This is a genomic window from Shewanella sp. MR-4 (assembly GCF_000014685.1).
GTDB lineage: Bacteria > Pseudomonadota > Gammaproteobacteria > Enterobacterales > Shewanellaceae > Shewanella.
Genome location: NC_008321.1, coordinates 3,831,852 through 3,855,249 on the forward strand (window position 1 = coordinate 3,831,852; position 23,398 = coordinate 3,855,249).

The window sequence follows — 23,398 nt, forward strand, 5'->3', positions numbered from 1 at the left end:
TTACAACTGCTTGTTAGGTTTTAACCCTGCAAAGCTAGTACTTTATTTATTCAAGATCTCGGCATAGACATTTTATCGGGTTATAAATAAATCGAACCACTGAAGTTGAACGTCACTACATTCCTTTTGTTTATGACCATTTTTCAAGTGAAAATTTATAGTTAGGTCTGATCTTATGAAATTTTAACTAATACATTCTCGCTATCAGCATCTAAGATCGACTTTGGATTTTGAACATAACCAAGCTCATCTTTAACATAGGAAGTTACTGATCTGGCCAAATAGTCACTCAAAGATCTATCTGTTACGTATTTTTCTGACAAAATTGCTTCAGGCTGTTTACATGTCATGGCTTGAGATAAGTGATAGGTCCAAATCCCTTGCTTCAAGTTGTCACATGAGTACGAGCTTTGCCCTGGTTGGCAAGAAAAATATGATGCTAGATAGTTACTATCACTCAATATGAGCTTTATCTCATCACCGTCGATATTCGCTAGTATGTTCCTACTATTTTCATCCGAAAATGACTGTGCACAGGCATCAATGAAAATCATTGCTGAATTACATTTTGATTTTGCCAGAGGATCCAATAAAACATCTCTTAGTGATATCGCAGTTTTATCTACATGCATCGGATGCATGTCGTAAGTAGACAAGTAATTAGTTATCCCATTATGAAATCCATGTCCCACATAATAAAAAATAAGACGATCTCTTGAGGACAAGCCATGGAACAAGCTTTGTAAGTCATACAGCAAATTGTTGTGTAAAGCTTCATCATTGAGAATCAAATGAATGTTTTCTTCATCTACGTCTAAAGACTCAATTAGTGCTTTCTTAAATAATAGGGCATCATTCTCAGCATATTTTACCGATGGGACCTTGTTATTATCTCTTGGGGCGTAATTTTCGATACCAATAATAATTGCTATGGTTTTTTCAAAATCTGGAATTGAAAGTGTTTTTCCCATGCTAGGTCCTTGGGAGGTAATATTATATTTAATTTTACTTTCTTTTCCTTCCCTTATGTATATTTGATTGCCTAGGGATACTTCATCAATAGTTTTTTCCGTCTTAATAACAAAAAGACGTCTAGAGTCTATATTAACCCAATCAAAAGTAACCTCAGGTTTCGGTGATATAAATGAAATTGCTTCAGTCATGATTTCACCTATTCGGTAATCAGAGCTTAAACCAACTATTTCATTCAGATTTGAAGTAATCTCATTGATTCCAAATACTAAAGTACCGCCTTCTGTATTTGCGAACGAAGCTATGATTTTAGCAACCTGAAATGGGGCTAACGGAACTGCATTAAATTCGTGCTTCAAAGATTTTGGTTTGTTACATAACTCGGTTACTTCAGTGCTTGAAATAGCTAATCGTGTTACTGGAATTTTGTTTATTTCTGTTAACTTGAGAAATTGTCCTAAAGTGATCTTTTGTGGCGTATTTTCACCATCTTCACACCATAACTCTGCGTCTACATACTCCAGCACATCAAACTCTGCGGTATAATAAAGCAGAACCTCATCATTATCTGAAGGTCTAGCAACTATTGTGACATCCTTGCCATTCTTAGTAATACCTCCGATAATACTTTTGGCTATCTCATAGTGATTTGAGCAATCATACTCAGGCAAAGAATTTAAGTAGTGAGTAATATTCTTTACTGCCCTTGATATTAAGCCTTGTACATACTTTAGCCGCTTATAATCTGATGAAGGGATGTGAAAAAAATCAGGCGAAATACCTTTTTTCTCTACTTCGTCTTCAAGATCCTCAAATGAGCGAATAGTTATACTAGCCAAAGACTTCTGAATAGTTTCATCTAATATCGACCTATGCTCATTAGTGAATAATTCATGGTCAGGAATTTCAATATACAACTCTTTGAAATGCTCATTTATTTCTATATTTTCTGACCTTAAGAGAAAATCTAGTTTCTTATCGTGACCTAGTAACTCGAAGTAATTGCATAACTTATCTGAAAGGTCTATTAATACTCGATTCGAATTCCACGGCTTTGTTACATAAAATTTATTCTTATCAAAATGTAAATTAACATTTCTAACGAAGTCGATATCACTATATTTAATCTGTAACGCATCAGCTTCAATAGCATCTAACTGCGACAATTTATCATCTAATTTTGTAATATTTTCTTTAGTTTTATCATCGCTACATTCATTAATTACCCAAACTTTAAAATACGGGATTATATTTTTTATTTTTGTTATGAGACCGTTAGATTTTTCAGGAGCTGTTTTAATTAACTCAAAATCACTTTGTTCCAAAATCTTAATATTGAAAGCCTTTAAAAATGATTTTAAATTAGGATTGTTTTTGTTTTGCGCATTCAATTCTAAAAAATCAAATTCATCATGGAATACGTTACTATTTCCATCTAAGAAATATTTTAAAGAATTGCAACTTACAGGAATACCTCTGGTATTTTGCAATTTTGAGTCTTTGGCCCACTCTTCAACTTGTTTTAACTCTTGTTCATTCCAATTAACACATTGAGTTAATAACTCTTTATAGACTAACTGTATTGTTTCGATATTTTTCTTTTTAACATCACCTTTTTCAGTTGTGTCTTTTGATATTTCGCTAAGCAGTTTTAGATAGTCAGAAACCTCTAAAAAAGTTTTAAAATCAAAGAATGAGAGCCAATTAGGTGTTAATTGAGGACCATCAAATACGGGTAGGTAATTACCTGCAATTTTCTTCATTTCTTCTGTATTAAGAAGCACTTTATCTGATGATTCACATTCTTTAGTAACAACAGGAATGCACTTGAGATTTTTAATAAACCATGAGGTATAGTCACCAACTTTGTCACCACTTGTTCTACCTGGCCTACCAGAGTTCCCCCAGAATGCTATTGGAAATGAAATTAAATCTGTAGTAGAACAATTTTCAACAATATCTCTCCAAAACTGTAGAGAGAATTGATAATTATTAATTGAGTAGTTTATATACTTAAGAGTAGATATTTTACTATAAGTATCGGCTGTAAACGTTGTTTGCCATGGCCTGAATTTTTTATCACTCCTATCAAAATAACCATTTAAATAGCCTTGCGCCACCAGTTCTGTTCGGCTTGTTTTATCTTCAATTTTAATACAAGTTATTCCATCTTGAACACCAAGAAATTTAAAAAATCTCTTCCATTCATCTGTATCTGCTTTTTTAGTTAAATAAACCTCACTAACAAATATATCTTGATTAAGTACCCCTTCTATTTCTATACGAGGTAAGTATATTTTCGATAAAAAGCATTCACTTGCCTTTAGCAGGCATCCTTGAGTAGTCATTAGTTTTAAGTTGGATAAACTTGAAAGCACATCTGCAACTAAGTCACCTTTTTTATAAAGGGAAAATAGGTCATGCATGGTTTTAACTGCATTTTCTTCTGTAATATAACTTTCTGCATTAGGGATTATTGTTTTCGTAATAAAACTGATATCTGTTTTTTCAACCACCCCAAGATTCCCGAGCCACGACCTGATATCAATTTCAGTTGATAACCAATCTTGCAACCTTGGGTGAATAAAAGATAATTCACTATCTTTTACATTCCAGTTTGTATCTTTACTTGTTGGAAAATAAATGTTGCATGGTGCGTTTAAAACCCCTTTATGATCCCAAATAAAAGCTAATTCACTAAGTTGTGCTTTAGTAAGGCTTTCAAAAGTTTCTTTTTCAGAAAGATATTTTAAGTGCTTTATTAACTCTATGTTATTTTCTATTGAATGTTCATCAATAAAGTCTTTTGATTTAACAAGTCCATGTAAAAAACTCCATTCAAAAGTACTTGCTCCTAATGCTTTAAACTCCTTACCAAATCCAGTGTTTTCGACAAAGACTTTAGTACTTTCTTTACCTGTTGATTCAGAACCATCAATGAATGATTTTATCGCTTTCTCACCAATAAATGACTTTCTAGATAAAAAAGTAAAATCGATTATTGAGTCTTTAATTTTAACTAATGATTCCGGCTTTTCTCGCACAAAAGCAACAGTTTCGATAGCTTCTTGCCTACCTATATTGAATTGTGTTCCCAATTCATCATTGTGTATTCTATCTGGAATTAACTTGTACGCTTGATACTGATATTCTGTCTCAACTAAGCGTGCAATCCATTTGAATACTTCAACCGAAATACACTTAAACAGCCATTGGTTCCACTTTGAGTCTGCATGAAGGTTCTCTCGGTTTGCGTTGGTAAGAAAACTAGTATTTACTAAAACAGGTAGTGAGTATTTAGTTTCTTCTGTAGGTAAATAAGAATATATTCGTCTTTCATTCTGAGACAGCTTTATTATTCCATCAGCGCCTGTTTTTGCAGCAAGTGTTAACTCAATAGTCTCGGCATTTAATAGTTTGTCAGGTATATTCCTTTCATCTTGAAGAGCGACTTTTAGATCACTAGGTACATTCAGTGTTATAGAGCTAGTCAACCATTTTTTTTGTTCACTTTGGCCATCTTTTAAAACTATACGATTACTTTCAGAACGATCTATTTCAATATGCTTTCTATTATCTATATCAAAATTAATTGATGAAATACTTTTCAAAAAAAGGTACATATTGACATCTTCTGACAATTCTTTAAGAGCCAAAAGAACATCGCCTTTATCATTTAATTCAATAATTGTTGCTACATTGGCATTTATTGTTTTTAGATAAAGTTCTATAGGTTTTAAAATCCCTTCTCTTACATCGGTGTATATGGGAATTATCTGCCAAGGATTAACAAACTCCCTATCACTTTTTGCTTCCCACTCTTCTTTTGTACCATCCCATATCCAATTAAATGGATAGGATGCATCAAATCTAAAATATTCATTAGCTGTAAAAATCGTAACTTTATCAGATTGTCCAAAAACAGATTTAAACCCTATACCTTTATAACCCGTTTTGCTTGAATCTTCTTTTTTAGTTCCATAATTAACGTTACAAATACCTCTCACATCACGAGGACTAAACTCTCGACCAGAATGAGCTACAACCAGAGAATTTCCGAATACCTTAATCCAAACTTTTACCGAATGTCCAGGCTCTGCTGAATCATCTGCATTCTGTAAAAGCTCATAGATAAAGCGTTTTGAATCTGTATATAAATCCGTTGATAAAGATACTAAAGAGCTTGCTTGGTTTGTCGCTTGATCTGGTGTTGCATAATTACTATTATCATGAAATAAACCATCAATTACTTCTTTCATCTTCATTCGTAACTCTCTTTTAGTGGCTCAGTAACGACATTTATCAATTATTAATAATGTCTCTAGCTCATCGCATACTTTTCAGCCTATGAACATTTTTAAAACTACATCTACGTTATGATTCAGTCAATTTTTACGCACCTAGATTCTTAATCTAACGATTATAACGCAAAGGTGCGGTTTCCCGTGTCCGTTGCTGCGGCTTGTTTTGTAAATGACAGATTACGTAGGAGATGCGCATGATGATGGTCGATTTGACGTCTTCTCCCTATCCAGCCAACATTGAGAATGTTTGGTCCTCACTTGAAATTGGCTGGGAGTGGCTGTGTACAAGCTTGCTTCTACTGCTTATTTAGTAAATTTGTTGCATTACTAAAATTTGGTCAATCTTTGTATATAAGATTTAGCCTAAATCACATGCTGAATCACAATGGGGCATATCCTCGTTAGCACTTAATACACGGCACACTTCGCCACTTAGTCGTATATTGTGGCGTCAGTAATTCCCTCCGCATTGCCCATTTTTGCTCTATGCCTTGAGCTGCAACAAACAGAGTATCACTACCGTAGCGTTGGTTAATGTGATCGAGTGTAAGCATTAGCGTCGGCTTTGTGGTCGGTGGATTGAACAAGTCTAATTGGCTGTGTTTCTCGCTCGCTAAATCAATCAAACCTACGCCTATCTTGTAATAGCGTACTCCTTCACGAAACAGCTTGGGTGCGGCTTCACATACTGCTTTAGTCAGCTCTATCGTACAGTTCGTCGGACAAGGGAAGTGCACCACAGTTTTATAGCTAACAGGGCGCTCATCATGGGGTGAGTTACTCGCAAATAGCAGCATCGTCTTGCAAACAGAGCCTTGCTTACGTGCTTTAGCAGCCGCAATTCCCACATGCTTGCTCAGTGCTTGGAGTAACGATTCAAAATCAGTGATACGCTCACCCATGCTTCTTGTCGAGAATATCTGCTTCTTATCAGCTCTCGCTTCATCCCACACCTTGCATGCTTGGCCGTTAAGCTCTCGTACTGTCCGCTCGACTTCAATGCTGAACTGTTTACGGGCTAGCCCTGCTGGCATGTTCGCTAGGTCAAATGCAGTACGGATATTCATCAGTTCAAGCTTTGCACTAATCCTGCGCCCAATTCCCCAAACATCACCTACTGCTAGCTGCTTTAGAATAGCGGTTCGGTCTTGGTCATTGTCAATAACACAAACCCCTTTATAACCCTCAATCTTCTTAGCTGCATGGTTAGCCAGTTTTGCCAACGTCAGGGTTTCCGCAATTCCCACACAAACTGGCAAGCGAGCTTCTTTCCATACAGCGCGTCTTATTAATTGACCTTGGGTGTGGAGGCATTTTATTGCTGGATAGCAGTTCTTAAACGAGAGGAACGTTTCATCGATGCTATAGACATGCTGCTCAGGCGCAAAGCGGCCAATGATATCCATCATCTTGCTAGACAAGTCAGCATACAGTTCATAATTAGATGAACACGCAATCACACCACGCTCAGCACATTGTGCTTTGACTTGAAAGTAAGGCACAAACTTCTGAATACCCGCCTCTTTAGCCTGCCTATTGGCGGCAACAATCATCCCATCATTATTACTTAGCACAACAACAGGCTTACCACGCCAATCAGGCCGGAATACTTGTTCCGCACTACAGTAAAAGCTGTTGGCATCGACTAGCGCAAACATCTACTTTTTACCCAATTTTTTTACTCAATACAGGACTTTTACGGTGGCAACGAATAGAACGAGTGATTACGCCTTCAATACTAAACTCGTCGTATTCATGAATAATGACAGGCAGGTGTTGCTGATTAGAGGAAAGCAGTAAACGGCGGGGGATATCAATGATTTTACAGACAAACTCCCTATTTAAATTGGCTACAATGACATCGCCATTTCGCACCGTCTCGTGGCGGTCAACAATGAGAATATTACCATCAAAGATACCGACATCTTGCATCTAGTCCCCTAGGGCATAAGCCATAAAAGTTGAGCTTGGGTGGTCTACCAATAGCTCATCCAAGCTTAGACCTAGCTGAGTGTATTCAGCCGCAGGTGACTCAAAACCTGTAATGCCAGCACGAGCAGGAATAGGGATAACACACACAGCAATGAACCACTGTTAATATATACAGTAATTATAATCGCAGAATAGCAGCTAGCAAGATCTATTGAACGACCTCGACATAGCACCATTGGTTCTTTTCTTTATCGAATGCAACACTGATGTGCATTGGTGAAGTATCGCCCTGCTTAGCTCTGTTCAACGCAGCATCGGAGACCTCCGACAAGTCATCAATACATAGAGGCTGAGTTACGGAGTATAAAAACATGGCTGCATAACCGAAAATGGTTAATGCAACTGTCGAGACGAGAACACGTATAGGTCTGAAAACCATAGGTTAGCCATCCTTAGCGCAGAATCAAAAGACCTTTTATCAATATGACGATAGTATAGATTTGCCTTAGCGCAAGTAGGGCTTGTGCATCGTTATTAATTTTATCAGTATAGAAGTTACAAATATACCAAGCTTTCTTTGGAGTAAAAATTCACGTCAAAATTTTAGACACATATTCAGGGACGCTGAATTTATCAAATCCATTAACAAAATGCTCATCAGCACTGTACGCCATCCTCTCCAATGGAGCATCGTCGTACCCATAAGTCTGAATTTCAGCAATATAGCGCGCCATAAATGCCTCTGCCCCTAAATTTGACCATTGGGCAACATGAACCAACTCGTGGAAATGTAAACGAAGATTTTGTGCGACATGAGGTAAAATAAAGTATGTATTTTTGTATGTGATACCATCAACAGGCATATCAATAAAGTCACCTAATCCTATCGCTCGTAACTCAGGAAAATCAGGCTTCGGAATAGCATCCACAACGACATAGAATGCTTCTTGGAGAAAAGACAACGGATAAAATCCATTGAATTCATCATGAAAACAATCACAGCAGATTCGGTGTTGGCGATACTCAAAATTCGTTTGGTCAATCCATTCTTCAATTTGTGTAAGCATATACCGTTGCTCGAAAGTTAGATTAAAGCTTTAAGATATCGGAAAGACTCTAACTGGTTGAGTTTGGCAAATTCCCGAGCTTCATGTTTAGTCTTAAAAGGATGAATATTAAGTTCACGCAACTGCTCAATTGCTTTTCTGGGGCAAGCCACCATCCAATCCCCATCACCACTCATAAAACTGGTTGTTGAGATTACAGAAGTACGAACTTCGCCATTCACAATGAAAGATTTGGTTAATGAATCGATGTAAGTCAAATCAGGTAATATCTGCTGGCATGTCAGATCATAGAACTTTGGAACTGAGTGCATAGTGATTAAAAAATACATACTTCACTTCTCTTCTACGATATCTCTATCCAATGCAGCCACTGCAATTTGTTTACCCAAATCGAATCCAACCACGATCTCACAGATATTAGGGTCTAACTCAAGTTGCTGGCATACCCTATTGGCCTCAAGGACTTTTTTAAATGGCTTTGCTTGATCAGGATAGCTATGCCATCCCTTGAGTATCCGTTCAGAAGAAATATCAAAGCTGGATAAAAACTCATCAGTATCAATGCGATAAATCAAATAACCAAAAAATGGAATATGCTCTTCCACACCCAAATTATGTCTTATTGTCCCAATATTTGGTTCGTCCATAAACGTATAATTCCATAGCAAAAATACTGATAAAGATACTGCCACATTAGTGTGTTCTTAGTAATGTGGCAAGCATTGAAAAATGTCTAAAGATCACTTTTACGCATCTAAAATAAGCCTTTTAAGGCGGATTAGTGCCGCTGTTTGTGCCGATTGTAACTGCTCATCATTCACTTCTAACATCCAGTGTTTACGTAGAAACTGCCTCAATGTCCCGCGTTTTTCGCTGTTCATGTGATACCAAAAGCTAAAACCATATTTAATCACCTTATTGAGTTGTTTTTCATTTAAAAACATCAATATCATCGGGTGGTAAAAAACGGTGCCTTTAAGAAAATAAGGCGAATTTTGAAGCTGTCCAAGAGAAATTGGCACGGTATCCGCTGGCCTAAATACACGCTCAGTACGGCTGATAGGTAAGTAACGCTTTTTAGCTGTATCATAAACTAGCAAATCGACAAAAAAGGGCCCTACATCTAGATATTTTCTTACCTTGTCATAAGCATGGAAGCATGTAGATTTTGGACAGCCAAACTTCTGCGTACCTACACGCTGTGCCTTGTCTTTCTTATTCGGACAAAAGTCTCTTATCGTGATATTTGGGCGATCAATTAGCAGGTACGGCAAGGGTACGCCTATCAGATCCATAGCTATATCAAGACGCGTAACATTAGCCACTTCCATAATTTGCTGTGAATCATCACCTAATAACGACTTAAACCATGCAAAAAAGGCGGTAATCTCGGCAGGACTGTGCCTTGCTGGATTTAATGAGATCTTAACTAAACGCTGTGTCGGGCGAACTTCTCTTACCTTTGGATGTAAGCCCCAATAGATAGTAATGAGCGAAGATTGATGATTCTCGAACATAGCAAAGCGCTGATACGCATCTTTGTAGTTCTTCAGAACTTTTGTACTGCCCGTTTTATATAGCTTAAAATGCTCTATAGGTATGGATTTAACAGCCCTAGATAGCGTAGAAACTACTGCTTCAGGCGCATCTATAGTTAAGTACAACATATCAACAAAGGGAATCGCGCCGTATTTAAGCGGATTCATCAAAATTGCGCTTAGATAACGTTCCAGTTTTAATAGCTGAAAATGATTCAGTCGCTTATTACTCGGCTTATCTTTAAACCAAGCTCTAAGCTGTTTTTTAACTTCTTTGGAAGGATTATCAGATAAGTAATCAGGTTCACATAATTGGTTAGTTGCTTGCGTATAAATTTTTACACCTGCTGTGAAAGTACTGCTAGAATAAACACTAATCACACTAGGCACTGTCGAGCTGTTGAATCTAGGCATAGTAATATCTCTATCATTAAGTCTATACTCTATACACATCAATATATAAAGAATACTGTTGTATTATAGATAGTTACAACTTAACTAGTGTTGTTAGTGTGCATTTACAGATATCTAGCACTAGAGCATTTAGTACACATGATGTATCGTAATTGAACACTAATCACGCTAATTTGTGGAGAGGGATCCAGTTCCCTCGCTCACACTCTCTACTACCACCAAATCGCCGTAGGATTTAGATGCCATACCCGTTTACCGTTTTTATCGATAGGCTTCACAACACCATATTTCTCTAGATAATATAAAGCATCAGAAATAGCCTCTTTAGCTTCACCTCCACGACCTGAGAAGTTCTTCCAATTACATTGCGCCATTTCTGAGATGGTCATAAATTTATTGTTTATTGCTTTTTTCTTGAGCCTATCTAGTAGAGATTTCGCCTGTTCTTGCAGAGCAAGCCCTTCTCCATGACCACCAAAAATCGTCTTCGCATGAGACATCAAGTAATCGATGCTGTTTTTAGCAAATTCAAATGCTTTAACCGAGATTTCATTAACAGGTAAAAAACTCTGTTTATTTGGGTCATAATTTAATGCAACTTGATAGATGAGACCTAACTTACAGGCCAATACTTCGTATTTGCCAATCTGACTGTGCATCAAATGTTTCGGGCTATACTTGCTACGCTCCGACTTCAAGTACACCAACCACTTGTAATATTCTTCTTCAGCTTTACTAGAGAAATACACAACCAAATGATCGCCTTTGTAATTAGCTTCACGTTTAGGATCCCACATAGCTAGCGCATCAAAGAATTTCTTAGATGTAATGGGTTTCAACCTTGAAAAACCGCCTGAAGTATTTTTACATTTGCAATACGAAGACAGCGGTGATCCCATAAATGCGGTTACAGGCAACACCATGAATTGAAACCGATTCAGTAACCCATCGTTACCAATACCTGCATGCGCATTGTTGATGAATGGAGCTAATACATCAGGCTGAATACCCAGAGTCACTGACACAACTGCATTTTTAATTAATTTATCGTTTTTTGTTGCACGACTGACGTTAAGATGTCCAGTGCCTGACTCACTGTTAAGAAATACAGCACGCATTGCTGATGAAACTGAGTTTTTACCTTCTAAGCCTTTCAAGAATGCGCCTCCTTCATCTCCCATATAAGCAATCGGACATCCAAGCGTCATAACCTGATACAACGCAGGTAACGTGGTATCTGTCGTCATGTAAACACCACGATTCTTTGTAGACTTTGGAACTATACTCAAGAGCTTTTGTTCACATTCCTTTTCGATCACATCAATTGGAAGGTACATATCAACCTCATCATCGCTCAGCGTTTTGTTCAAATGATTTTTCAATCGACGTTCTATCGCTTTTGCCACCATTTCTTCTTTGCGCTCTTGATTTTCATCACGTCGATACATACAGCTAGCTGCACTCTCAAATGACATTTGCATCGCTGGAGTTTTACCTGTTGCAGGATGACCAACATTCATAGACCAAATATTGGGGGCATACGCAGTTGGAGCGTTTTTATTTAAGCTGACCCTAAAATCTTGTGTAAGAATAGTACTGATAAGCCCTATATTTGTACTTACTAAATAATCTAGATTGTTGTTACCTGCTACCCCAATAGACTTTGCCATTTTGAGCAATACTGAAGGGATTGTTTTTTCATTTATTTCCTTTGCATAAAAACTAACGTTCTCAAAAGATTTTGGTTCCAACCAACCTTCATACTCAACTTGATTTGCCACCTCAAAAATAGTCAACACCTTCGCATCGCTCGATAGAGCGATACCTGAACGTCTTAGACGTATTTTTGAGGACACTATTAACTCGCAACTGGGTAATGAATCCTTTATAGACTTTAATTGGTTGCGGTCATCTTTCGAACCTTCGCAACAGAAAACCGCAACTAAACTACCATTTCTTTTGTAGCAGTAAGTTGCCCGTTTCATCTTGTATGCAAATTCTTCTAGTCCCAAATCAACATCACCTTTAGACCAGATTGCTTTTACAAAGAATTGATCAGTATTGCAGGGACGTATGAAGACTACTTTAGCCTGTTTTATCTCTTTAAAGGCAATCTTGGCCCCATTAGCATCAACAAGTCTGACTTGGTTGAAGCTTTGACTTTCTCCCATTAAGAGCATCATAACCTCATGAACGATCGTTCTTTTGTTCTGTGGACATGCTTTTACTACTGACAGTGTTTTCATATTGTTAGTAACCATCTGGATTTCCTCTAGTTGTAATCTCAGTTTTATTTCAAAGTACAAAGTCGACGATGAAAATCATAACCAATTGATTTGAATGAGTATTCCATTCTTTTCAAAATAGTTATCCCACATGGAATAGAGTTTGATAGCTGAACATAAGGTGGGAGAACTTTTAAAAATGTGCTAAATATGCAAACATAATCAACGAGTTATTAAATAATAAATTTTAGTTTTTTTGTGATTTAAATATTTATGGAAAAATTTTATTAAACTGTCTTAGCAAATAAGGTGGGAACCCGCAGAATAGCTAGTGGGAATGATAGACATACTAGGCAAAGAATTGATGGGAAAAAAAATAGTTCAAGAAGATAAAGCACAAAACATCATAAACAACAAAATTTAAATAAAAAAATCAGGCAATTAGAAAAAATCAAGGAGTGAAGAGATATGGAAAACTCAAAATCTAAGGTTGAATTTAAGGGAAAACAAGGTAATCCACTTATTTTATCAAAAAAGATGATTGATCGAACTCTGCTAAAAATACACATGCCAACGTGCTTGAATGCCGATTTTTCAAAATTTTCTAAAAATTCAGGGGAAGATAATTATGCTAACCATGTATTAAATATCATTTCCGCAAGAGAGCTCAGCCTTGACGAAATGAAATTAGCTCTGTTCTTATTCGAGAGATATTTTCAAGAAAAAAATGCCACTGAACTCGAACTATTCTATCTCCCCAACCCTGAAAGCCTACAACAAACTACACCCATACTAAAATACATATATGCAAAGTCTCCATCAAAAAGTAAAGTTCATAAATATCCAGCACCGACTAAATCTCTTGCGGACATACTAAAAAAATATAACATTTTATTAGAAAACGATAAAAATTTATTGGAATATCTAAGAAAACTCCATAACTTGGGCTTGGTCACGATCACCGAAGTAAAATATCCTCCTGAAAATGAAAAGGGAATGAAAAAAAATCACAACAATTCAGATGAATACGTTTTTGTAGAACTAAATTTAGGAGTCTACTCTGCAAAAATTCATACCCGCTGGGGTAAACCCAAAAAAGAAAAAACAGTTGCTAAGCATAAATTAAGCATCGCTGAAGTGAGCTTGTCCTATATCGCTGCAAATAAAAAGTAGTGGCAGCAATTTAAATATCTCCTTACCGTGTCAAATATAGCGGCTGAAAAATAACCGCACTTGTGATACCATACTCTTACAGTGTGGTATCACTATTCCCTTCTTTTTCAATCCCCTAGCAACATATCAATCTATTCTTACTGGAGTTATCTATGACTACAGCGACTGCTTATGCGCTCTATTTGAGCCGTCTTGCGCCCAATAGTCAGCGCTCGATTGCTTCGCAGATGCGCAGCATTGCACAGCTGATGGACTGGCCTGACGCGACAATAGGCAAGCAACTCAGCAGCATTAACTATCAACAAGCGATGCAGATACGCGCATTGCTGATACACGAGCAGTGGTCGGCGCGCTCGATTAACCGTGCGATGACTGCAATTAAGAGTATTGTCAAAGTCGCGGCCTTGATGGGTGAAGCCGATATGCAGCAAGTCGCGCATATCAATAGCATCGCTAACATGAAACACGGTGCCCATCAGGGCAATCCCCTGAGTGCAGAGCAAGTCACTAAGCTACTCGCCTTGCTTTCCAAGCGCCAAGACACGTATGGACTTCGCACGTTAGCTATCTTTGCACTGTTCCTCGGAACGGGGTTGCGCCGTAGTGAGCTTGCGGCACTGATGCTCGCTGATTATGACAGTGCAACATCAACGATTAAGGTGGTTGCGGGTAAAGGTAATAAGAGCCGTATTCTGTTCTTACCCAATTGGGTTGAGCAGCATGTCATCGCTTGGCTCAACGTGCGCAAGATGCAATTGGGGCCACTCATTTGCCACTGTCGCACGACTGGCATTATCGTCCATTACCGCCCCGTGAGTCAGGATGCGCTCTATCGGTTAGTCAAAGACAAGCTAGGGGATATCGGCGTAATGGGTGCATCACCCCATGACTTACGCCGCACCTTTATTACTCGGCTACTGGAGCAAAACGTTGATATCAACACCGTGCGCCAAATGGCAGGTCATGCGGATATCAGCACCACCACTATTTACGACAAACGCGGTGATGCGTTTATGCGTGAAGCCGCTGCCACCCTGAACTATGTGTCAGCACCGAACGAACGGGGCGGGAAAACAAGATGCTAAAGCGTGCAAAATCACCCCGTAAATGGCGCGCCAATCATTGCCACTACCTCGCATCGCAGTTTAGTGAAGCATTGATTTTTGCCGTCATAACCGTCGATAAAGCGGTGCCATCCTCAATACTGGGCGCAATCACAGGCGAGCAGATTGAGCCGTTTCTTCGCCTGAGCCTAGAGGATGCATCACTCAAGCTACCAAGCAAAGACCGGGCACCGCTCAACACGGCAACGGTTAAGCATAACGCGCAGTTTCTTGGTCAGTTGTTTGGCTTAATGCCGCAGATGCAACCTGTAGTTGAGTTCTTGATTGTCATCAATGCCAATGCCGGACTCAGGGAGTTAACCGAGTTCCTGATTGATGATGACTTTGATGTACTTGAACGCATGCTACTGGCTAAGACAACCCTTGATTTAGAGGTCATTCTGTCGCAGTTGGCGGTGTTCGAGCGTTACCAACTGATTGCAGAAGCGACCTTGGGTGCACCTTATCGATTGCTGTTCCCAAGCGTACTGGTATCCATTTTAGTGTCGCAGAAGTTAACCAGCGCGGTCGACTTCTTAGCCCCCATGCTCAGCAAAAGCCCCGAGGCACAATTTAGTCTGTCGCAATTTGGGCATGTGAACACTGACTTACTGGCTAACTACCTTGCGGCCATTACTCAAAAGCCCTCGGTAGGCGTCAATATCCTGCTCTATGGTAAAGCGGGTACAGGTAAAACTGAGCTGGCTCGGACATTGGCAAAGACGATTAAGCGCAATCTACTGGAAGTCCAAAGTCAGCAGTTAATCGAGAGCCAATACCGAAATGACAACATTGCAAAGGCAACCAGCATACGCCTTGCTCACCTGAACTTGTTACAAGGTCTACTGGCTCACAGCAATGACAGCTTGTTATTGGTCGATGAGTGTGAAGCATTATTTGTGCAAGTCGATGAACAGTATTCCAAAGAACAATTGATGCAAGCGCTAGAGCAAAACCCTGTCCCTGCCATTTGGATTACCAACCATGTTGGCTTGTTAGAACCTAGCTTTATTCGCCGTTTTAAGTTGGTGATGGAAGTCCCTGTACCCGATGAACCCTTTGCCTATGCCATTAATGAGCACTTACTGACACCGCTTAAGGTATCACAGGACTATCACCTGCTACTGGCAGAAAAGCCCAATGTCACCCCCGCCATGGTTGGTAATGCTGCCCATGTGGCGATGACACTCAAACTCAAAGGTGCAAAGGCGGAAGTCCTTATCGATGAAGTGATTGATGCCGCCCTAGAAGCCTGTGGTGAAGAAGCGCCGCCGCCAAAGTATCAAGGGGAGCTGGCGTTCGATAGCAACATGGTCAACTTCAAGGGCAGTGATGATGTGACAAGTATGACTACCGATGAAACACTGGCCTCGATTAACCATGCCGTTAAGCAGGCCATGCCAATTAGGGTGATGCTGAGTGGTCCCCCTGGTACGGGCAAGACTGCATGGGTACATCACTTAGCTGAAACCCACGGGTTTGAGCTGATGCACATCAAATGCTCTGATGTACTCAGTAAGTATGTCGGGGACAGCGAGCAGAACATCGCTAGGCTCTTCAGAGAAGCACACAGACAGCAAAAGCTGATGCTCATCGATGAAGTCGATAGCTTGCTCAGCAAACGCGATAGCGCTCAAGCGCTGCATGAAGTGCAGCTCGTTAACGAACTGCTATCACAGCTTGAATGCAACACTCTACCCGTGTTCGCTGCAACCAATGCGCTTTCCAGTATTGATAGTGCGGTCATGCGCCGATTTGATTTCAAGTTGGTGTGTGACTATTTAACGAGTGACCAACGGCAAGCAATGTATAGGCAAGTCCTTGGCATTAAGCGCCTAACTCATGAAGAAGTCTCAACCCTAAACACCCTAAACCAATTAACGCCCGGCGACTTTGCCATCTTAACAAGACGCCAACGTTTTGAACCCAAGCGCGACCACCGCGCAACCGCCCTTGCGCTCCTCACCACCGAGAACAGCCGCAAACAAGGGCAACCTCGTATCGGATTTATCCGCTAACACCCACTAAAGGAAACACACCATGACCACAGTATTGAGTTCTCTCAAGGTAATCGCTCGCCCTGAAATTGCCCCTAAGCCACCTGTGCTCGGCAAACGGATGAAGTTACTCGACAAGCTAGACCAGCAATTGTCTCTAGCCGAATGCATGATTGAAGGCCGTGAATTTGAAGCCTACAAAGAGCGCTCGGTTAAAGACCCAGAGACTGGTGAGCGTAAGAAAATTCGCCGCCGTTACATCGTCCGACCTTGGTTCTATGACAGCAACGAGCACTACTACTTTGAAGTGCGAATTAGTAACAAACCCATCGAACTGGAAAAAGGTTGCCCTGCTATTGATGTGGGTGAAAAGGCCAACTTGCCAGCGGTAATTAAGGTGCTGATTGATGCCGTGGAGAAAGGCGAGTTAGACGAGCAGTTACTCGCCCCCGCACCCAAGATAGGCAAGAAGGCTAAAACCGATAAGACGTCAGCTAACACCGAGAAACAGACCACCAAACCAAGTAAGTGACAACTCACATCACCCACATTTCATACCAACAACAGGGGGACATGATGCCCCCTTTGTTTTGCCACTTTTGAGGGTTACATAATGAAAACCATTAATACCGACCTACCATTACCCGTGTCTCCTGTCTTTGCCAAAGCTCTGGCAGAACTCGTGAAAAATATTGATAGCAACGCTGTCACCATTAACTTTCGCGACCCCGATTACAGTCCACAAATAGGTGGCTTTCATCCTGTGGAAATCAGGCTAGAGAAAGGTGCTGACCAATGGCAGTTATGCTACATCACCGACTTTTGCTATGTCGGCTACGCGGGACAATGGGAATTAGTGAAAGAGTTGGACTTTGACTTTAGCTGCGGCGTGTTTCAATCCATTAGTGGCTTGTTAGTCATTGAAGCGGCGGCAGAGCTTTACCCCATTTGGGAGCAAAACTTCTTGTGTTACTGGCAGGAAATGGACGTTTTTAATGTCAGTATTTCGACAGACTAACCCTCAAAACACTCAAAATGTGGCATCGGCACATATCAAACCAGATAAAGTCGACTAGACTGAGGCTCGAGCAGGAAATGGTTTCCTCGCTTGCGCTATGCAATGCCTTAAAGAAGAAGGAGCAACCTCATGTCAGGATGGTATGAATTAAGCAAAAGCAGTAACGATCAATTTAAGTTTGTGCTTAAGGCTGGTAACGGAGAAGTCATCCTCACCAGCGAACTCTACACGGGTAAGAGTGGTGCCATGAATGGTATCGAATCCGTTCAAACCAACTCCCCTATCGAAGCCCGATATGCCAAAGAAGTGGCGAAAAACGATAAGCCGTACTTCAACCTAAAAGCCGCGAACCATCAGATCATTGGCACCAGCCAAATGTATTCGAGTACCGCAGCAAGGGACAACGGGATCAAGTCGGTAATGGAGAATGGGAAAACCACGACGATTAAAGATCTAACCTAGTTCGGTATGTGCAGAGTGGTGGATCTTGAAGGGCATGTGTGTATCAACAAAAAGCAGGACTTAAAGCGGTAAGTATCTAACAATGCTGGATTTTAGATACAAAAAAACCGACTTAATGTCGGCGGTATGTATGGTACCAGAGGACGGACTCGAACCGTCACGCTTTTAAGGGCGGTGGATTTTGAATCCACTGTGTCTACCGATTTCACCACTCTGGCACAACTTTGGAGCTTCAAAAACTTTGCAAATCTTTGCAAGGCTTTTGCGTGTTAATTATTTCAAATTAACTCTTAATAACAACAGCTTAGTGAAGTTTAATATCGTAACGCAGTGACTTTTGAATCCGCTGTGTCTACCGATTTCACCACTCTGGCATCAATATTTAGAGCTAACAAAAACAAGCAGCTGGCTCTAAGTGCTGGGAATTATACCTTTGCCTTTGACAATGGCAAGCCCTTTTCAAAGGCAGGGTAGCAAATTAGTTTTAACCGCTCAAAAATCCAACTCTGATAAACCAAGGCCGGTTATTCGGCGCCATGGGCGAGTAAAAATTGGGTGTATTCTTTATCGCTCTTTTGAATATGATTGACTAGCCAGGCTTTTAAAAATGCCATGAGTTCATCGGCTACATCTTCACCTCTACCTACCCGCTTTTGAAAGTCAAGTACTTGATCAACGAGTTGAGCATGTTTTTCTTTGTGGGCCACGGTTTGAGGATAGCCAAAACGTGCAAACAGTTCTTCTTCATAGGAGAAATGGTTCGCGGTGTAATCCACCAGCCCTTGGACGATACGCTTAATCGCCTCAAGCCCATATGCCTCACTTAAGGTCCGGTGTAATTCATTGATTAATGAGACTAAGCGTTGGTGCTGACGGTTAATCTCTGGCATGCCGATATCAAGCTCTGGCCCCCATTTTACGAATAACTTGCTCTGGGCTTCGTTAGAGTTAAACATCTTGGCATCAACTTGGAATCGATGCAGCAGGGAGCCAATTTCCTGCGACATGTTATACACCTTAAGACTGGATAAGTTAGTGTGGTTGGTATGGCGTGCATTTTTTAGGGCGAGATCGGCCATTACGCTGATATTTTTGTTAATCTCCTCAGCAACCGCATGCTGTTCTTCCGAGGCCGTTGCGATTTGGTGAGACATATCGGTAATGCTCTCAACCTGAGTCACTATATCCCCCAGAGCTTGATGAGCTTGATCAACCATCAGGGCAGTTTCGTCGGCGATGGTGACATTCTTGAGCATCACTTCCACACTCTGCTGCGCGCCCTTTTGCAGCGTTGTAATCTGCTGCTGAATTTCGGCGGTGGCCTCTGAGGTACGTTTAGCTAAGTTACGCACTTCATCGGCGACGACCGCAAAGCCACGGCCATGTTCACCGGCGCGCGCACTCTCAATCGCCGCATTGAGTGCCAATAGGTTTGTTTGTTCAGCCACTTGGGAGATGGTTTCGATAATACTACTAATGCTATTGGTATCGGCGGCGAGGTGCTCGATAACGCCTTTAGTTTGATGAATTTGCGATTTCATATCGCTGATTTTATTTACGATAGTACCAATTAACTCATCACCGTGTTTCGCCGAGCCTTGGGCAATATCGGCCGCTTGAGCCGTAGTAGCAGCATTGTGTGACACTTCTTGTACGGTGGAGACCATCTGCGTCATTGCCGTTGCGGCCAACTCGGTTTGACGTTCCTGCTCGAGCACGCCCTGTTTTGCCTGTTCGCTGATCGTTTTAATATCGGTCGCGACTTTCTTCATCCACTCACTCGTATCGACGAGGGAGAGAATAGTGCGGCTGACATCCTCCCCCATGCGGTTGATGCTATGGACCACCGAAATAAACACACCCGCATCTTTTTCATCGAGCTGATAACTTAAATCCCCCTCACCTAAGTGATGAGCCGCACGCTCTAAGTGTCTTAAATTACGGATGAGTTTGTTAAGATTCAAAAAGAGAATTACGGCAAGAGCAATTAAACTGAATGTTGCCACCCAGTACGCGCTCGTCACTAAACAGTAGAGTGGATATAAGAATAGGATCATGGGCGCAAAGATAATGCCATATCCCATGCTGCCTTTGTTGACACTGATGTCAGCCATTTTTGTCTCCTTCAAAAATGCTATTTCACTTGCTTGCGAGAACTAACTCGTTTGTAACCCGCGGATCTTTGTATCATTTAATGATTTTTTCGTACTCGATACTCTTAAGACTAGTCCCGAATGAAACAAGAAACAAAGCCCGAAGGAATGACTTTAGCAATATTTTACCAAGCGCTAAATTTGAGCTAGATCACAGGGTTAATCTGTAGTTACAACATTGTTTTAAGATGTCGATTTTTTATTGATCAAGATCAGTATTTCTTACCGCTAGGGGCGCTAGTGTAGAGGGGACTTCACAGGAAAGAGGATTTCAATCATGGCATTTTGGTTAGATTTAATGTTCGGTAACCCAATTGGTTTACTTTCAATGATCGTTATCTTTAGCACTATAGGGATAATTTCTTATATCACTTGGATGTTCATTGTGAAGTCCGCGCAACAATCGTAGTTTTTGCTTCCAAATTGTTATTCTGTTCATTGTAAAAATTGCACGTTGTTATGGGGGTTAAGCTAACCCCCATTTTTTGTGCCTGCGGTGTGCGCTTTAGAACCCAATCCAAATCAAGCGGCGTGTTTACGGTTTTGTACTAAACCATTTAAAAACTGCGGGCGCGCTTTAATCAAATGCTGCATTTCTTCCTGGCTCGGTTCACCTGCTGGCAAACGTAATACGCCACGATTGAGATACATGCGTGCCTTCATCGAGATTTTATAATCCGCCGTAGGCCCTTGGATCGCATAATGGCGCTCGTTGCCTAAACATTCGAGGATACAAGCATTGAGTAAGCTTTTAACCGCGGGTTCATTTTGCGGCAATGTCAAAATGGTGGCGCCCTGTAAAAAGAACTCACGCAATAAGGCACGCTCGGCACGGTCCATCAGGTTGACCTTAGCCTCAATCGTTTCCGTCACGCGTTTATCACTTAAATGACGAATCGACTCATCTAAGCCAAGGTTTAATAACTGAGTTAAGAAATAAGCAATTGAAATGATTAGTCCTAGGCCAACGAAATGGGCATGCTCTGGGACAAACTTATCCAGCGCCAGCATGGCGAGCATATTGGATGGGATCGCCAGCAACACAGCACAGCTTACCATTAGCCATAACATGACACGAAACATCATCTTTTTAGGGCTGAACAATTTCACTGAATCCAATTTGAGTTTAATCATAGTGTTATCCCGGCGACAAAAAATTGAACTTTAATGGCATAAAGCAAGTTTGATGCCACTCTATCTGTCAAAATTGCGGGATATTTCATGGGGATAAAATGCACAATCTGGATGCTTGAGTCTATGCTTATAGTCATTCAACTCGCTATCAAATAAAGACTATTTAGATGCTGACATTCTTTAGTCAATTTATTAAAAGTCCGATAGGCAGGCATCTCACCTTGTCTATCGTGCTCTTTAGCTCCTTGATTACCTTAATGACCACTGCCTACCAATTGGTTAACGACTACCGCGGTGATGTCACTCGAATCGACCGTGTTTTCTCCAATATTGAAAAAGCCAATCTCGATGTCCTCGCCGCCAGTATCTGGGTCATAGATGAGAGACTAATTAATACTCAGTTGAATGGTCTTATCCAACTGCCTGATATCAACTATATTTCAATCAAAGACGACAGTGGCCAGGCGTGGAATTCTGGTGCCCAAAAACAAACCCATACACTCAGTAAAACCTTTCCTCTGGTGTATAAGTCACCTACGGATAATATCAATGTCGGCAGTTTAGAAGTGCAAGTGGATATGGATGCTATCTATCAACGCCTCTACGATAAAGCCATCCTTATTCTGCTATCCAATGGTATTAAAACCTTCCTAGTGGCTGGATTTATTCTATTTTTGGTCTGGTACAACATCACTAAACACTTAGACAAACTCAGTAATTACTGTAAGCGCATCGATCTCGATAGCGATGTGGAACCATTAGACTTCGATCGCAAACAAAAACTCGATGAATTTACCCAAGTAGCCGATGCCATCAATAGCATGCAGGCACAATTACGCGGCTCATTTGAAGCTCTCAAACGTTCCAAAGCCGAACTGCAAACCTCCTTAGAAGACAGAGAACGTTTATTGAAACTTGAGCGCAGCTATAAGGAAGAACTTGCACGACAAGTCAAAGAAAGAACTCAGGAATTAGAACAGTCATTAACAGCGCTAAAACGAGCGCAGCAAGTATTAGTCGAGCAGGAAAAAATGGCGGCATTGGGCGGGCTCGTCTCAGGGGTTGCCCATGAGATCAATACGCCGATCGGCATTTGTTTGACGGCGGCTAGCGCGCAATTGAGTCATATCGAGGAGCTTATAGACCTCATTCACAGCGAACATGCCACTCTCGACGAGATTAATGCGATTTTAGATGAGTACCAAGAAAGCTGTGAGCTGATAGTCCGTAATATCACCAAGGCCAGTAGTCTTATCCAAAAATTTAAAACGATCGCCATCGATCGTAGCCATGAAGAACATCAATGCATCAATTTAAAAAGTCAGCTGCAGGAGATTTTAGAATCTACTTTAATCATGTATCCCAAGTTAAAAGCGCAAACCCAATTAGAGGTTGAGCCAGCGCTCAACATCCAAACCAATGTTAGCCTGCTCAATCAAATCGTCAGCAATATTCTCTCCAACGCCTTCACCCATGCCTTCCAAGATAGGGAAAATAATCAAATTCAGATTTCGGCCAAGTTAGAGCAAGGCTATGTGAATATCAGCATCGAAAACAATGGTATCGCCATTCCGCCTGAAGTGGCAGAACATATGTTTGAGCCCTTCTTTACCACCAACAGGAGTAAAGGGGGCACTGGATTAGGCTTATCCGCCGCCTTTAATGCCGCCACACTGCTAAAGGGCACCATGAATTACCAAGCAGACTCAACACTGGGAGGGGCCAAATTCAATATCCGTATTCCCCTTACCCAATGCGATGCTCCCAAACTGACCACACACCATGACTTTACGATTTGATGCTGTGTTTGATAACGAGTTTGATGTCTAGTGGTGCCAGTAAAAGGCAGGTGAAGCAGCACTAATGCTACCAAACAAAATCCACAGCATTGGCTGTGGATTTTGTT

17 protein-coding genes, 1 tRNA gene and 1 pseudogene are annotated in these 23,398 nt (G+C 40.7%); 8 read left to right on the forward strand and 11 right to left on the reverse strand.

Features of this window, described 5'->3' with window-relative positions:
• Nucleotides 1-173 precede the first annotated feature (173 nt).
• The 8 genes and pseudogenes from SHEWMR4_RS16790 to SHEWMR4_RS16830 form a co-directional block, all read right to left on the reverse strand.
• Nucleotides 174-5,237, reverse strand: coding sequence for a sacsin N-terminal ATP-binding-like domain-containing protein (locus SHEWMR4_RS16790; protein WP_011623950.1), 5,064 nt, complete (start codon nt 5,235-5,237; stop codon nt 174-176).
• Nucleotides 5,238-5,677: 440 nt separating this feature from the next.
• Nucleotides 5,678-6,934, reverse strand: a complete 1,257-nt coding sequence (locus SHEWMR4_RS16795; RefSeq protein WP_011623951.1) for a Y-family DNA polymerase — start codon at nt 6,932-6,934, stop codon at nt 5,678-5,680.
• 7 nt (nt 6,935-6,941) lie between these two features.
• Nucleotides 6,942-7,355: pseudogene (locus SHEWMR4_RS16800) on the reverse strand (LexA family protein).
• Between the two features lie 443 nt (nt 7,356-7,798).
• The gene (locus SHEWMR4_RS16810) at nt 7,799-8,275 is read right to left on the reverse strand and encodes a hypothetical protein (protein ID WP_011623952.1); all 477 of its coding nucleotides are present in this window, start codon (nt 8,273-8,275) and stop codon (nt 7,799-7,801) included.
• Between the two features lie 17 nt (nt 8,276-8,292).
• A complete protein-coding gene (locus SHEWMR4_RS16815) occupies nt 8,293-8,604 on the reverse strand; it encodes a hypothetical protein (RefSeq protein ID WP_011623953.1) in 312 nt (103 codons plus the stop codon).
• 3 nt (nt 8,605-8,607) lie between these two features.
• The gene (locus SHEWMR4_RS16820) at nt 8,608-8,922 is read right to left on the reverse strand and encodes a hypothetical protein (protein WP_041408869.1); all 315 of its coding nucleotides are present in this window, start codon (nt 8,920-8,922) and stop codon (nt 8,608-8,610) included.
• Nucleotides 8,923-9,021: 99 nt separating this feature from the next.
• The gene (locus SHEWMR4_RS16825) at nt 9,022-10,227 is read right to left on the reverse strand and encodes a hypothetical protein (protein WP_041408870.1); all 1,206 of its coding nucleotides are present in this window, start codon (nt 10,225-10,227) and stop codon (nt 9,022-9,024) included.
• Between the two features lie 212 nt (nt 10,228-10,439).
• Nucleotides 10,440-12,488 carry a DUF3987 domain-containing protein gene (locus SHEWMR4_RS16830; protein WP_041408872.1) on the reverse strand — a complete coding sequence of 683 codons (2,049 nt, stop codon included), beginning with the start codon at nt 12,486-12,488 and terminating at the stop codon, nt 10,440-10,442.
• Between the two features lie 432 nt (nt 12,489-12,920).
• Between SHEWMR4_RS16830 and SHEWMR4_RS16835 the strand changes: the two genes are divergently transcribed.
• The 6 genes from SHEWMR4_RS16835 to SHEWMR4_RS16860 all read left to right on the forward strand — a co-directional run bounded on the left by SHEWMR4_RS16835 (nt 12,921) and on the right by SHEWMR4_RS16860 (nt 18,205).
• Nucleotides 12,921-13,625, forward strand: coding sequence for a hypothetical protein (locus tag SHEWMR4_RS16835; protein ID WP_011623957.1), 705 nt, complete (start codon nt 12,921-12,923; stop codon nt 13,623-13,625).
• Nucleotides 13,626-13,777: 152 nt separating this feature from the next.
• A complete protein-coding gene (locus SHEWMR4_RS16840; protein WP_011623958.1) occupies nt 13,778-14,710 on the forward strand; it encodes a tyrosine-type recombinase/integrase in 933 nt (310 codons plus the stop codon).
• Entirely contained in the window at nt 14,704-16,746 is a 2,043-nt protein-coding gene (locus SHEWMR4_RS16845) for an AAA family ATPase (RefSeq protein ID WP_011623959.1), read from the forward strand. The genes SHEWMR4_RS16840 and SHEWMR4_RS16845 overlap by 7 nt, the downstream gene beginning before the upstream one ends.
• Before the next feature lie 22 nt (nt 16,747-16,768).
• Complete coding sequence (locus SHEWMR4_RS16850) at nt 16,769-17,257, forward strand: hypothetical protein (protein WP_011623960.1); 489 nt, start codon at nt 16,769-16,771, stop codon at nt 17,255-17,257.
• An 81-nt stretch (nt 17,258-17,338) separates the two neighbouring features.
• On the forward strand, nt 17,339-17,743 hold the full coding sequence (locus SHEWMR4_RS16855) for a DUF2787 family protein (RefSeq protein WP_011623961.1): 405 nt from the start codon (nt 17,339-17,341) through the stop codon (nt 17,741-17,743).
• 129 nt (nt 17,744-17,872) lie between these two features.
• On the forward strand, nt 17,873-18,205 hold the full coding sequence (locus SHEWMR4_RS16860; protein WP_011073636.1) for a YegP family protein: 333 nt from the start codon (nt 17,873-17,875) through the stop codon (nt 18,203-18,205).
• Between the two features lie 131 nt (nt 18,206-18,336).
• Here SHEWMR4_RS16860 and SHEWMR4_RS16865 read toward each other — a convergent pair.
• Nucleotides 18,337-18,423, reverse strand: a tRNA-Leu gene (locus SHEWMR4_RS16865).
• Nucleotides 18,424-18,729: 306 nt separating this feature from the next.
• Nucleotides 18,730-20,319 (reverse strand): bacteriohemerythrin, encoded by a 1,590-nt coding sequence (locus tag SHEWMR4_RS16870; RefSeq protein ID WP_011623962.1) that lies wholly within the window; start codon nt 20,317-20,319, stop codon nt 18,730-18,732.
• A 316-nt stretch (nt 20,320-20,635) separates the two neighbouring features.
• Here SHEWMR4_RS16870 and SHEWMR4_RS16875 point away from each other — a divergent pair, with 316 nt between their 5' ends.
• Complete coding sequence (locus SHEWMR4_RS16875; protein WP_011715898.1) at nt 20,636-20,767, forward strand: DUF3149 domain-containing protein; 132 nt, start codon at nt 20,636-20,638, stop codon at nt 20,765-20,767.
• Nucleotides 20,768-20,880: 113 nt separating this feature from the next.
• On the opposite strand, the gene SHEWMR4_RS16880 is transcribed toward SHEWMR4_RS16875, so the two are convergent.
• Nucleotides 20,881-21,492: a superinfection exclusion B family protein gene (locus SHEWMR4_RS16880; protein WP_011623963.1), complete on the reverse strand. Its 612-nt coding sequence runs from the start codon at nt 21,490-21,492 to the stop codon at nt 20,881-20,883.
• Between the two features lie 167 nt (nt 21,493-21,659).
• Between SHEWMR4_RS16880 and SHEWMR4_RS16885 the strand changes: the two genes are divergently transcribed.
• Nucleotides 21,660-23,291: an ATP-binding protein gene (locus SHEWMR4_RS16885; RefSeq protein WP_011623964.1), complete on the forward strand. Its 1,632-nt coding sequence runs from the start codon at nt 21,660-21,662 to the stop codon at nt 23,289-23,291.
• Nucleotides 23,292-23,398: the final 107 nt, after the last annotated feature.